Consider the following 11684-nt stretch of genomic DNA (forward strand, 5'->3'; position numbering starts at 1 on the left):
GCGGAAATGAATCACAACCTGCGTAGCAGAGGGCGTCCTGAAGCTTTGGCGGAGAAGGTGTATCAGGCCCTGAAACAGGACATTTTTGATTACCGTTTAATGCCCGGCGACCGCTTTAGCGAAAACGAAATCGCCGAGCGGTTTGACGTAAGCCGTACGCCGGTGCGTCAGGCGCTGTTCTGGCTGGAGCGCGAGGGCTATGTCGAAGTGTGGTTTCGTAGCGGTTGGCAGGTGAAGCCATTCGACTTCGAATACTTCGAGGAACTGTACGACTTCCGCACCGTACTGGAACGCGAAGCCGTGCGCCGTCTCTGTGCGCTGCCGCCGCTTACCTGCGCTGAAGCGCTCACCGCGCTGAAAAGCGTTTGGATTGACTCTCCACGTTTGGAGGACGGCAAAGCGGTATCGGTTCAGGACGAAGCGTTTCATATGGCACTCGTGGCGACCGCCGGCAATAAAGAGATCGCGCGCATCCACGCGGAGTTGACCGAAAAAATTCGCATCATCCGACGTCTCGACTTTACGTGTGACGATCGGGTGGAGGCGACATACCGCGAACACGCTCAGATTTTACAGGCGATTTTCCAGCAACAAACCGAGGAGGCTCTGCGCATTTTAACCAACCATATTGCCGTGAGTAAGGCAGAGGTCCGCAAGATTACCTTACACATGTTACAGCAGGCGCGGCTTCAGCCAATTGAATAAAAAACTTACACATTAAGAGGGTTAACGATGAAAAGACGTTCGTTGCTTAAAGCTTTTGCACTCTCCGCCACCGTGGTCAGTTTGGGTTTTGCCTTCAGCGCACAGGCCGCGGACACCATTAAAGTCGGCATATTGTCTTCGCTTTCCGGTACGATGGCGATCTCAGAGACGCCGCTAAAAGACGTAGCCTTGATGACCATTGATGAGATCAATGCCCAGGGCGGCGTACTGGGTAAGAAGCTGGAGCCGGTGGTGGTGGATCCGGCATCAAACTGGCCGCTGTTCGCAGAGAAAGCGCGCCAATTGCTGACGCAGGACAACGTCGCTGCGGTATTTGGCTGCTGGACATCGGTATCGCGTAAGTCGGTGCTACCGGTGTTTGAAGAGTTGAACGGCCTGTTGTTCTATCCGGTGCAGTATGAGGGTGAAGAGATGTCGCCGAACGTGTTTTACACCGGCGCCGCACCTAACCAGCAGGCGATCCCCGCCGTACAATACCTGATGAGCGAAGATGGCGGCAGCGCTAAACGCTTCTTCCTGTTGGGCACCGATTACGTCTATCCCCGTACCACGAACAAGATCCTGCGCGCCTTCCTGCACAGCAAGGGCATCCAGGATAAAGACATTGAAGAAGTCTATACGCCGTTTGGTTACAGCGATTACCAGACCATCGTGTCTAACATCAAGAAGTTCTCTGCCGGTGGTAAAACCGCGGTGATCTCCACTATTAACGGTGACTCCAACGTACCGTTTTATAAAGAGCTGGCGAATCAGGGCATCAAAGCCACCGATATTCCGGTGATCGCCTTCTCAGTCGGCGAAGAGGAACTGCGTGGTATTGACACCAAGCCGCTGGTCGGCCAGTTAGCCGCTTGGAACTACTTCGAATCGGTTGAGAATCCCACTAACGACAAGTTTGTTGCGGATTATCGTGCCTATGCCAAAGCGCACAACCTGCCGAACGCAAGTACCGTGGTGACAAACGATCCAATGGAGGCCACCTACGTCGGTTTGCATATGTGGGCACAGGCGGTAGAGAAAGCGGGCACCACCGATGTAGACAAAGTCCGTGCGGCAATGGCCGGGCAAACCTTCAAGGCACCCAATGGTTTCACCCTGACAATGGATCAAACTAATCACCATCTGCATAAACCGGTGATGATTGGTGAAGTGGAAGAGAACGGTCAGTTCAACGTGGTGTGGCAGACCGAACAGCCAGTCCGTGCGCAGCCGTGGAGCCCGTATATCGCCGGTAATGATAAAAAGCCTGATCATCCAGAGAAATCTGCGAAGTAAATCATGCCCTTCAGGATGCTGAAGGGCGCTTAGCGATACTCAGAAGGCTGTATTGATGAACTTCAAACTTTATATTTGTTGTCTGCTGTTCTTACCCTGGTTCGTCAGGGCGGGTGATGGCGCTGATTTCGCCGCCGCCAGCCGCACCGAACAGGCGACGCTGCTGCAACAGTGGGCCGCCGCGCCGCAGACCAGCCGCTTACCGCTGCTGCAAGCGCTGCGCAATGAAAGCGTGGTCATTGACCAGAACAAGCAGCCGTTCAGCAAACAGGCTGACAAGTTTACCCCGCTGGACAGCGCCCGGCAGCCCGACGGAGAAACCAAAAAGCTTTTTATGAACAATCGGTTGCGCATGTTGATCGCCAGCGCGCTCGCGGCACATCAGTTAGTGAGCGACGATCCCGGCCTCCGCCTGCGAGCCGCTCAACAACTGCAAAGCGACGGTGCTGCCGCTCCGTTGCCCCTGATTGAACAGCGCCTCGTCGAAGAGAAAGATGCGCAGGTGCATGCCGTTTTGGCTATGGCGGCCGCTAACCTACAACTTGCCAGCCCTGATGCCGCAGTGCGACTCAACGCCGTCACGTTGTTAGGGGAATCGAGCGACCCCAATATGCAGGCCCGTCTCAGTCACCTGACGCAGGCCAGCAATGAACCTAATGCGCAGGTACGTGCCGCCGCCGCCGCCAGCCTGAAACAGATAAAGCATCGTCTGATGTGGGGTGACCTGCTTGGTCAGGCCTTTACCGGCCTCTCTCTGGGATCGATCCTGCTGCTGGCTGCTCTCGGTCTGGCAATCACCTACGGCCTGCTCGGCGTGATCAACATGGCGCACGGCGAAATGCTGATGCTGGGTGCTTACGCCACCTGGTTTGTGCAGAACCTGTTCCAGCAGTTCGCACCGCAATGGCTGGCGTGGTATCCGCTGTTGGCAATGCCCATCGCGTTTCTGATCACCGCCGGCATCGGTATGTTGCTGGAACGTACCATCATCCGCCATCTGTATGGTCGTCCACTGGAAACCCTGCTCGCCACCTGGGGTATCAGCCTGATGCTGATCCAACTGGTACGCATGCTGTTTGGCGCACAAAATCTCGAAGTCGCCAACCCCCACTGGCTCTCTGGTGGCTTGCAGGTACTGCCGAATTTGGTGCTGCCGTACAACCGTATTGCGGTGATCCTGTTTGTGTTTGTCGTGCTGGGTCTCACCTGGCTGCTGCTGAACAAAACGCGTCTGGGTCTTAGCGTACGCGCCGTAACGCAAAATCGTGCCATGGCCGACTGCTGCGGCGTGCCGACCGGGCGCATCGATATGCTCGCGTTTGGTCTCGGTTCCGGCATTGCCGGACTGGGCGGCGTGGCGCTGTCGCAGCTCGGCAACGTCGGCCCTGAACTGGGCCAGGGTTACATCATCGACTCCTTCCTCGTGGTGGTGCTGGGGGGCGTTGGCCAACTGGCGGGTACTGTGGTGGCGGCCTTTGGTTTGGGTATTCTTAACAAAGTGCTGGAGCCGCAGATTGGTGCGGTGCTGGGTAAAATTCTTATCCTCTTGCTGATTGTCCTGTTCATTCAAAAACGTCCACAGGGCCTGTTCGCCTTTAAAGGGAGGGTAATAGACTGATGAACCAACCCCTGACCTTAACGCTGGTACGAAAGGCGCCGCGTCTGACCTTCAGCCTGGGCGTTATCATTACCGTCCTTCTGTTGGTGCTGCCGTTCTGCGCCTTGCTGTCCGCAACGCATCCGTTGGCGATCTCGACTTACACGCTGACATTGATCGGCAAAATCCTTTGCTATGCGATTGTCGCCGTGGCCTTGGATTTAGTGTGGGGCTACGCCGGGTTACTGTCGCTCGGACATGGTCTCTTTTTCGCGCTCGGCGGCTATGCCATGGGCATGTATTTGATGCGCCAGGCTGCAGGCGAAGGATTGCCGTCGTTTATGTCCTTTCTGTCATGGAGCGAACTGCCTTGGTTTTGGGCGGGCACCCAGCACTTTGTCTGGGCGTTATGTCTGATCATACTTGTGCCGGGTTTGTTGGCGCTGGTGTTTGGCTTCTTCGCCTTCCGCTCAAAGATCAAAGGCGTCTATTTCTCGATCATGACGCAAGCGCTGACCTACGCAGGCATGCTGCTGTTCTTCCGTAATGAAACCGGATTTGGCGGCAACAACGGCTTTACCGGCTTCACCACGCTGCTCGGCTTTAATGTCACCGCGACCGGCACACGCATCGGATTGTTTATCGCCACCGTGCTGTTGCTACTGCTCAGTCTCGGCATTGGCTTCGCGCTGGCGCGCAGCAAGTTTGGCCGGATACTGACCGCGGTGCGTGATGCGGAGAACCGCCTGATGTTCGTGGGCTATGACCCCAAAGGCTTCAAGCTGCTTGTCTGGACGCTTTCTGCGGTGCTATGCGGGCTGGCTGGCGCGCTCTATGTACCGCAGGTCGGCATCATCAACCCGAGCGAAATGTCGCCCACCAACTCGATTGAAGCGGCCATTTGGGTGGCGCTGGGTGGGCGCGGCACCTTGGTTGGCCCAGTATTAGGGGCGGCGATTGTGAACGGCGCCAAAAGCTGGTTTACGGTAGCCTTCCCGGAATATTGGCTGTTCTTCCTTGGGCTGATGTTTATCCTTGTCACGCTGTTCCTGCCGCGTGGTGTGATTGGCCTGCTGCGCCGGAGGCGTGATGACTGAGCAACTGTTTACCCAACCCCAGCCTGCCGATCGTCATCGCGATCAGAGCGATCCGGTGCTTCAGTTAGAGAAGATCAACGTCTCGTTTGATGGTTTTCGCGCATTGACCGATCTGTCACTGAAGATTGGCGTTGGTGAATTGCGTTGTGTGATTGGTCCGAACGGCGCGGGCAAAACTACGCTGATGGACGTGATTACCGGCAAAACCCGTCCCGATAACGGACAGGTGATCTACGATCAGGACTCCGACCTTACCCGTATGTCGCCTGTTGAGATCGCGCGGGCGGGGATCGGCCGCAAATTTCAGAAACCCACGGTATTTGAAGCCCTAACGGTATTTGAAAATCTGGAGATTGCGCTGAAAAACAATAAATCGGTGTGGGCCAGTTTACGGGCACGGCTCAATGGCGAGCAGCATGATCGCATTGATGAAGTGCTCAAACTGCTACGCCTTGCCGGTGAACGACAGCGTAACGCTGGCCTGCTGTCGCACGGACAGAAGCAGTTTCTCGAAATCGGCATGTTATTAGTGCAGGACCCACACCTGCTGCTGCTTGACGAACCGGCAGCGGGCATGACCGATGCCGAAACCGAGTACACCGCCGAGCTGTTCCGCAGTTTGGCGGGCAAGCATTCTCTGATGGTGGTCGAGCACGATATGGGATTTGTTGAAACCATCGCCGATCACGTCACAGTCTTGCATCAGGGCCAGGTGCTGGCTGAGGGATCGTTACGCGAAGTTCAGGCAGACGATCGGGTCATCGACGTTTATTTGGGGCGCTAAGATGCTGCATGTATCCGAACTGAATCAATATTATGGCGGCAGCCATATCCTGCGCGGCCTCTCCTTTGAGGCGAAACCGGGCGAAATTACCTGCTTACTTGGACGCAACGGCGTGGGTAAAACCACGCTGTTGAAATGCCTGATGGGATTGATCCCGGTGAAATCCGGCGAGATTCGCTGGAATGAAAAAGTGATCAACAACCGAAAACCACACCAGCGCGTGCAATCGGGCATTGCCTATGTGCCACAGGGGCGTGAAATTTTCCCGCGTCTGACGGTTGAAGAGAATTTACTGATAGGCCTTGCCCGCTTCTCCGGATCTCCGTCCAAAACGGTGCCTGAAGAAATTTATAAGCTGTTTCCCGTGTTAGAGGAGATGAAAGCCCGACGCGGCGGCGATCTTTCGGGCGGGCAGCAGCAGCAATTGGCCATTGGCCGGGCACTGGCGTGTAAGCCGCAATTATTAATACTGGATGAACCCACGGAAGGAATTCAACCGTCTGTGATCAAAGAAATTGGTGAGGTCATTCGGCAACTAACCTGCAAAGGAGACATGGCTATTCTGCTCGTTGAACAGTTTTATGATTTTGCGGCCGATTTGGCAGACAGTTATCTGGTTATGTCCCGCGGCGAAATTATACAGCGCGGTGCCGGAGCCAATATGGAAATAGACGGTGTCAGAAATCTTGTCGCTATCTGAGGTGAGATTCGGCGGAAGGGGATTGGTGGCGTTACGGCAATTCGAGGAGGAGTTATCCGCTGAAATTACGCATGATTAAGAGAAATACGCCATAAGAGAATGGCGTATTCTTTAATATAGATGGATAGTCGTCAGTATCAGATTGTCTGCCCGCCTGACACTTCAATGCGCTGCGCCGTCACCCAGCGATTTTCTTCACGCAACAGGCTGGCCACCATCGGGCCTATGTCATCGGGAACGCCGACACGCCCGAGAGCAGTCATCGCGGCAAACTGAGCATTCACATCCGCATTGTCCCGCACAAGCCCGCCACCAAAATCGGTTTCGATCGCACCGGGTGCCACGGTATTGACAGTGATACCCTGTGAACCCAGTTCACGGGCCATATAGACACTCAGCATTTCCACTGCGGCTTTTGCTGCGGAGTAGGCTGAAAAACCAGGATAGGAAACGCGGGTCAGGCCGGAAGAAAAGTTAATGATGCGCCCGCCATTGGCCAATAGCGGCAAAAGCGCCTGCACCAGGAAAAATACTCCCTTAACATGTACATCAAACAGTCCGTCAAACTGTGCCTCTGTAGTCTCTGCCAGCATGGCAAACTCCCCATGGCCTGCGTTATTAACTAGATGGTCGAATGTGTCGCGGCCCCAGACTTCTGAAAGTTGGGCGCGCAACATGTCAGCAAATGTCGGGAAGCTCGCGCTGTTCGCCAGGTCAAGCTGAAGTGCAACAGCTTTACGTCCCAGAGACTGGATTTCAGCCACCACCTCTTTTGCCTGTTCTTCGTTACCTCTGTAGGCAACAACAACATCGCCACCTCGCTCTGCGATGGATATAGCGGTATTGCGACCCAGGCCACGGTTGGCCCCGGTTACGAGAGTGATTTTGCTCATGATATGTCCTTACTGTTGCTGTCTTGTCGGTGCATATACAGTAAGGTAATTAATGAGTACGGCATTGCCTGATATTGGGTATTTTTTGCCTGATAATATTTTTATGGTCCTCCCGGAGCGAGAAAAGTCATAATACTTGTATCCGTTCTTGCCTGAAAAAACGCTATGAATACCGAACTGTTGAATCTCTGCCGTCACTATGCTGATACGCGCGCGGCTCTTAACGGTGTTGCTGCCACGCCTGTTCCTGGACTGACTATCGTACGCACTCTCCATCCGGGAGAGTTGCAGGTGGCCGTGTCAAAGCCGCTGGTCGCCATGCTGTTACAGGGGCGTAAACGTGTCATAACAGGCTCTGATAGCTTCGAATACGGCCCCGGAGAAGCGATGGTTATATCCGCTGATATCCCGACAGTGAGCCAGATAACGAAGGCCAGTGCCAGTTACCCCTATTATTCACTGGTACTGGAGCTGGATATTGCGGTTCTGCGTGAACTCAAGACTGCCATGCCGGTTGAGAGAAGCCACTCTTCGAACAGTATCCATGTTGAACCTATTCTGACCGATGTGGCTGATACCGCATGCCGTCTGGTAAAGCTCTTTGAAGAGCATGAGGCGATTAACATTCTTGGTAAGGGGTTAATACGTGAACTGCATTACTGGTTGCTCAGGAGTGAACATGGTTCAGCCATCCGGGCACTCGGCGCGGTGGACAGTCACGCAGCGCGAATCAGCCGCGCAATAGCAATACTGCGGAAAGATTTTATGCGCCCAATAAGAATCAGAGAACTGGCCAGCGCAGCAGGGATGAGTGTGTCGGTATTTCATCAACATTTCCGGTCGCTCACCACACTGACCCCGCTGCAGTTTCAAAAACAGCTCCGACTGATTCATGCCAGAAATCAGATGCTGACCATGGGCGTGGGTATCATGCACGCCGCTTCTGCTGTTGGTTATAGCAGCGTATCGCAGTTCACCCGCGAATATGCGCGAATGTTTGATATTCCACCAGGGCGAGATATCAGGCGGCTCCGAGAGAGCTCTCCTCAGGAATGAAAGGGAAATAGTATCTGGAATCATATGAAATAATGAGTCGACGCTATTAACGTACTTTCGTTCCGTTGGCGCTTAATCCCCGACCTTTTGGTTTTTCTCATTCGTAATTGATCTTACCCAGTAATGGTGGACACGGAACTTAGTGAATAAACTCTCAGCCAGAGGTGGCTAACATGACAAATCCGTATCAACCGACAAAAAACCCCGTCAGCAACCCGCCCCCGAATTTTGCACCGAACCCCTGAAGCTGGCTGAACAGTACGGATGAAGAGGGACTAACTTGCGGCTTTTTGCGTCGTTAAGAGACAATCAGGGGCTGGGGCTGTTACTTATTGTTGGAATTCGGGGCAAGCTGCTGCATCAATTCAACGATCCAATCAATAAACACTCGCAGTTTGGCGTTGACATGGCGGTTCGGCGGAAACGCCAGGTGCAAGGGCATTGGCTTAATACGCCATTGTTCAAATAACGGAATTAAGGCGCCACTTGCCTGATGTGCTGCCGCCATATAGATTGGCAGCGCTATCACGCCTAACCCGGCTAACCCAGCTTCGAGGTAAGCATTACCATCATCCACAGCGAGCACATAGCTGCTCTTGATTTCAATATGTTCACTCTCACTGCGCAGTACCAGAGGATCAATCTTACCGGTGCGTGAGGACAAGAATCCCACTATGCGATGGTCGGTGTTTTCCAGCTCTCGCGGGTGCGCAGGGGCGCCAAGGCGTTCCACATAACTGGGGGCGACGTAGACGCCGATTTGCAAATCGCCGACATGGCGTGCGATCAGGGACTGGTCGTTGATTTCGCCACCGCGCAGAACGCAATCCACGTTGTCGCCGATCAGATCCACCACCCGGTCGCTCACGCCCATGTCGAACTGGATATCAGGGTAGCGTGCGTGGAAAGCCGGTAGCGCCGGCACCAGGACGAGGCGGGCCAGCGGACTGGGCACATCCATCCGTAGCCGTCCCCTGGGCGTAATCGCCGCACTGGACAGGCTGTTTTCAGCATCCTCCATGTCCGCCAGCAGGCGGATGACGCGTTCGTAGTAGACCGCGCCATCGGGAGTCACACCGAGCTTGCGGGTGGTGCGATGGAGCAACTTCACGCGTAGGCGCGCTTCCAGCTGCTGAATGAGTTGCGTCACCGTGGTTTTGCTCATATGAAGCGTTTGGGCAGCCTTTGTGAAGCTACCTGCCTCCACCACGCGAGCAAAGGCGCGCATCGCATCGAAACGATCCATTCCTTCTCCTCTCTTTTCACCGATTGTTTGGATTTTACAAACAATGATGAACAAAGTCGCTTGTTTATCCATCCGATCTCGCACCTGTAAAGTGTCTTTATGTTCATTGGGCAGATTTCGCCCCATTGCAAAGGTGCAAACATGACGATACGCGAAGCAGTTTTTCCCTCCGGCCGGCAGGCGCTCTATGAGCGCAATCGGTATTCACCGGCCATCAAATCTAACGGCTTCTTGTTTGTTTCGGGGCAGGTTGGTAGCCGCGAGGATGGTTCGCCTGAGCACGATCTAAAAGCGCAGGTCAGGCTGGCATTCGATAATCTTAATGCTGTTCTCGCGGCTGCGGGCTGCACATTTGATGACGTGGTTGATGTAACCCTCTTTGTCGTCGATCCCGAGTCAAACCTCGACGCTATCTGGAGTATCTTGCCAGAATATTGGGGGGAAGCGCCTTACCCTACATTGACCGGGATCGGCGTGACGTGGCTTTACGGATTCAAGTTTGAGATTAAGGTGATTGCCAGGCTGCCCTAAGCGTTACGGGTCTTTTCGCCAGTCGAAAACTCAACAGGGCAGCCCGCGCTGCCTGTAGAGGCAACAGAGAGATTTCTGACGTGCTATATGCCGGATCGGGATGGTTTGCCAGACTGGTCTGGATTTACTGATGAGACAGAGGAAAATTTATGAAAGCAGCGGTTTATGACGTGGAAGGCGCTCCCGGTGTTCTGAAATATGTCGATATCCCAGATCCGGTCATAGGGCCTGACGACATCCTGATTTCTGTCGAGGCTATCTCGATTGAAGGTGGAGATCTGATCAACCGCCGTTCAACTCCGCCGCCTCTTCCTTCATGGGTCGTCGGCTACGCGGCCGCGGGCACAGTTGTTGCAGTCGGATCGAAAGTCCGTAGCCGTACGGTTGGGGACAGAGTCGCTGCTTTTAACATGCAGGGATCACATGCGGAGCTTTGGGCTGTGCCCGCGGAACGAACCTGGCTTATACCAGATGGGGTGGATACGGCAGAAGCGGCGGTGTTACCGATTTCTTTTGGAACCGCGCATCATTGCCTTTTCACACGAGGCATGCTCCGGCACGGAGAAACCGTCCTTATTCAGGCAGCGGCTGGTGGCGTGGGGCTCGCGGCTGTTCAACTTGCCTCGCAAGCAGGCGCAACGGTCATCGCCGTGGCAAGCGGAACGCAGCGAAGAAGCCGGTTGCTTGAACTTGGTGCCGATCATGTCGTGGATCGTGCAGAGAATAACGTCGTGGACAGTGTCCGACAGTACACCCATGGCACCGGTGTTGACCTCGTCATCGATCCGGTGGGGACGACGTTGCCTGCTTCGCTTTCTGCACTTGCTCCGGAAGGACGTCTCGTCTTCGTCGGTAATGCGGGCGGTGGCAGTCTGACTGTCGACTTGTGGCCGCCAATGCAGTCTAACCAGACACTCATGGGGGTATTCATGGGACCCCTTTTTGAAAGGCCCGGAGTTCGGGCAAGTGTGGACGACATATTGCAGGCTGTAGCAGCAGGGCGCATCAGGGTTGTCATTGACCGCATCTTCCCCCTGGCTAACGCTGCCGTGGCCCACGAATTCGCCGAGACAGCGAAACCGCTTGGCCGCATCGTTATGAAGCCATGAGGCGCGTTTGACCACTATGAGTGCGCTGGACTAATTACTTGGTTCTGGTGTTAAGGCTAAGTTCAGGGGGGACTACAGCAATGCTGGCGGGCGTCGGCCAGAGAGACATCAGGGTAGGCACCTAAGCCGAGGCGTGATTCTTTTCTTTGATGCGATATTTGAGATACCAGAGACGTGAACCGCCTGGATTGACCAAAAGGTACAGGCCGTGAGAATCAGAAACTTTGAAGGGCTTTGCGGATGATTTTAAGTTGCGGATTTTTGAGTCGTTAAGAGACATTTGGGGGTCACTCCGTCATCGAACCCACCTGACCCCAAATCTGACCACCAAATTCTCCCGATGCGGAGGGGACACTGAAAATGTATCGGGAACGCTTTGTTCCTGAAATTATTCAATAAAAGGATGAAAAGCAAAAATCCCGCTTAAGCTTCCTTAAGCGGGATTTTCTAAATCTGGCTCCTCTGACTGGACTCGAACCAGTGACATACGGATTAACAGTCCGCCGTTCTACCGACTGAACTACAGAGGAATCGTGTGAACGGGGCGCATGATAACGGCGCGTGCTACGTATGTCAAAGGCGGAAACCACTAAATCACACCGTTCGGTGAGAGAATGTGCAATTTGCCGATATTTTTGGCAATGATCGACGGTTGTTCGTGTCTTCTGTT

Annotated in this window: 11 protein-coding genes, 1 tRNA gene and 1 pseudogene; 9 read left to right on the top strand and 4 right to left on the bottom strand. The window is 54.3% G+C overall.

Annotated elements, in window-relative coordinates; all coding sequences use genetic code 11:
- Positions 1–6 precede the first annotated feature (6 nt).
- Genes EDC54_RS02620 through urtE form a run of 6 tightly spaced genes read left to right on the top strand, consistent with a single transcriptional unit; the run spans position 7 to position 6179 of the window.
- The gene (locus EDC54_RS02620; RefSeq protein WP_132452932.1) at positions 7–705 is read left to right on the top strand and encodes a GntR family transcriptional regulator; all 699 of its coding nucleotides are present in this window, start codon (positions 7–9) and stop codon (positions 703–705) included.
- Positions 706–732: 27 nt separating this feature from the next.
- Positions 733–2001, top strand: coding sequence for an urea ABC transporter substrate-binding protein (gene urtA, locus EDC54_RS02625; protein ID WP_132452934.1), 1269 nt, complete (start codon positions 733–735; stop codon positions 1999–2001).
- A gap of 55 nt (positions 2002–2056) precedes the next feature.
- Entirely contained in the window at positions 2057–3619 is a 1563-nt protein-coding gene (gene urtB, locus EDC54_RS02630) for an urea ABC transporter permease subunit UrtB (protein ID WP_132452936.1), read from the top strand.
- On the top strand, positions 3619–4695 hold the full coding sequence (gene urtC / locus EDC54_RS02635) for an urea ABC transporter permease subunit UrtC (protein WP_132452938.1): 1077 nt from the start codon (positions 3619–3621) through the stop codon (positions 4693–4695). Before urtB ends, urtC begins: the two co-directional genes overlap by 1 nt.
- Positions 4688–5479, top strand: coding sequence for an urea ABC transporter ATP-binding protein UrtD (urtD, locus tag EDC54_RS02640; RefSeq protein WP_132452940.1), 792 nt, complete (start codon positions 4688–4690; stop codon positions 5477–5479). Before urtC ends, urtD begins: the two co-directional genes overlap by 8 nt.
- Position 5480: 1 nt before the next feature.
- Positions 5481–6179 carry an urea ABC transporter ATP-binding subunit UrtE gene (urtE, locus tag EDC54_RS02645; RefSeq protein ID WP_132452942.1) on the top strand — a complete coding sequence of 233 codons (699 nt, stop codon included), beginning with the start codon at positions 5481–5483 and terminating at the stop codon, positions 6177–6179.
- Between the two features lie 137 nt (positions 6180–6316).
- Here urtE and EDC54_RS02650 read toward each other — a convergent pair whose 3' ends face one another.
- Entirely contained in the window at positions 6317–7072 is a 756-nt protein-coding gene (locus EDC54_RS02650; protein WP_132452944.1) for an SDR family NAD(P)-dependent oxidoreductase, read from the bottom strand.
- Between the two features lie 165 nt (positions 7073–7237).
- Here EDC54_RS02650 and EDC54_RS02655 point away from each other — a divergent pair, with 165 nt between their 5' ends.
- Complete coding sequence (locus EDC54_RS02655; protein WP_132452946.1) at positions 7238–8128, top strand: AraC family transcriptional regulator; 891 nt, start codon at positions 7238–7240, stop codon at positions 8126–8128.
- Between the two features lie 325 nt (positions 8129–8453).
- Here EDC54_RS02655 and EDC54_RS02660 read toward each other — a convergent pair whose 3' ends face one another.
- On the bottom strand, positions 8454–9374 hold the full coding sequence (locus tag EDC54_RS02660) for a LysR family transcriptional regulator (RefSeq protein ID WP_132453636.1): 921 nt from the start codon (positions 9372–9374) through the stop codon (positions 8454–8456).
- A gap of 141 nt (positions 9375–9515) precedes the next feature.
- Here EDC54_RS02660 and EDC54_RS02665 point away from each other — a divergent pair, with 141 nt between their 5' ends.
- Positions 9516–9905 (top strand): RidA family protein, encoded by a 390-nt coding sequence (locus EDC54_RS02665; RefSeq protein WP_132452948.1) that lies wholly within the window; start codon positions 9516–9518, stop codon positions 9903–9905.
- A gap of 149 nt (positions 9906–10054) precedes the next feature.
- Positions 10055–11014 carry a quinone oxidoreductase family protein gene (locus EDC54_RS02670; RefSeq protein WP_132452950.1) on the top strand — a complete coding sequence of 320 codons (960 nt, stop codon included), beginning with the start codon at positions 10055–10057 and terminating at the stop codon, positions 11012–11014.
- A gap of 83 nt (positions 11015–11097) precedes the next feature.
- Here the strand turns inward: EDC54_RS02670 and EDC54_RS02675 are convergent.
- Positions 11098–11294: pseudogene (locus tag EDC54_RS02675) on the bottom strand (Arm DNA-binding domain-containing protein); the annotation flags it as partial.
- A 174-nt stretch (positions 11295–11468) separates the two neighbouring features.
- Positions 11469–11544, bottom strand: a tRNA-Asn gene (locus EDC54_RS02680).
- Positions 11545–11684 lie beyond the last annotated feature (140 nt).

Origin of the sequence: Samsonia erythrinae (genome assembly GCF_004342665.1) — a bacterium.
GTDB classification, from domain to species: domain Bacteria; phylum Pseudomonadota; class Gammaproteobacteria; order Enterobacterales; family Enterobacteriaceae; genus Samsonia; species Samsonia erythrinae.

What these genes read in the sequence shown, in the direction of transcription:
- EDC54_RS02620 (WP_132452932.1), top strand. Translation starts at nt 7, where the DNA reads ATGAATCACAACCTGCGTAGCAGAGGGCGTCCTGAAGCTTTGGCGGAG.
- urtA (WP_132452934.1), top strand. Translation starts at nt 733, where the DNA reads ATGAAAAGACGTTCGTTGCTTAAAGCTTTTGCACTCTCCGCCACCGTG.
- urtB (WP_132452936.1), top strand. Translation starts at nt 2,057, where the DNA reads ATGAACTTCAAACTTTATATTTGTTGTCTGCTGTTCTTACCCTGGTTC.
- urtC (WP_132452938.1), top strand. Translation starts at nt 3,619, where the DNA reads ATGAACCAACCCCTGACCTTAACGCTGGTACGAAAGGCGCCGCGTCTG.
- urtD (WP_132452940.1), top strand. Translation starts at nt 4,688, where the DNA reads ATGACTGAGCAACTGTTTACCCAACCCCAGCCTGCCGATCGTCATCGC.
- urtE (WP_132452942.1), top strand. Translation starts at nt 5,481, where the DNA reads ATGCTGCATGTATCCGAACTGAATCAATATTATGGCGGCAGCCATATC.
- EDC54_RS02650 (WP_132452944.1), bottom strand. Translation starts at nt 7,072, where the DNA reads ATGAGCAAAATCACTCTCGTAACCGGGGCCAACCGTGGCCTGGGTCGC.
- EDC54_RS02655 (WP_132452946.1), top strand. Translation starts at nt 7,238, where the DNA reads ATGAATACCGAACTGTTGAATCTCTGCCGTCACTATGCTGATACGCGC.
- EDC54_RS02660 (WP_132453636.1), bottom strand. Translation starts at nt 9,374, where the DNA reads ATGGATCGTTTCGATGCGATGCGCGCCTTTGCTCGCGTGGTGGAGGCA.
- EDC54_RS02665 (WP_132452948.1), top strand. Translation starts at nt 9,516, where the DNA reads ATGACGATACGCGAAGCAGTTTTTCCCTCCGGCCGGCAGGCGCTCTAT.
- EDC54_RS02670 (WP_132452950.1), top strand. Translation starts at nt 10,055, where the DNA reads ATGAAAGCAGCGGTTTATGACGTGGAAGGCGCTCCCGGTGTTCTGAAA.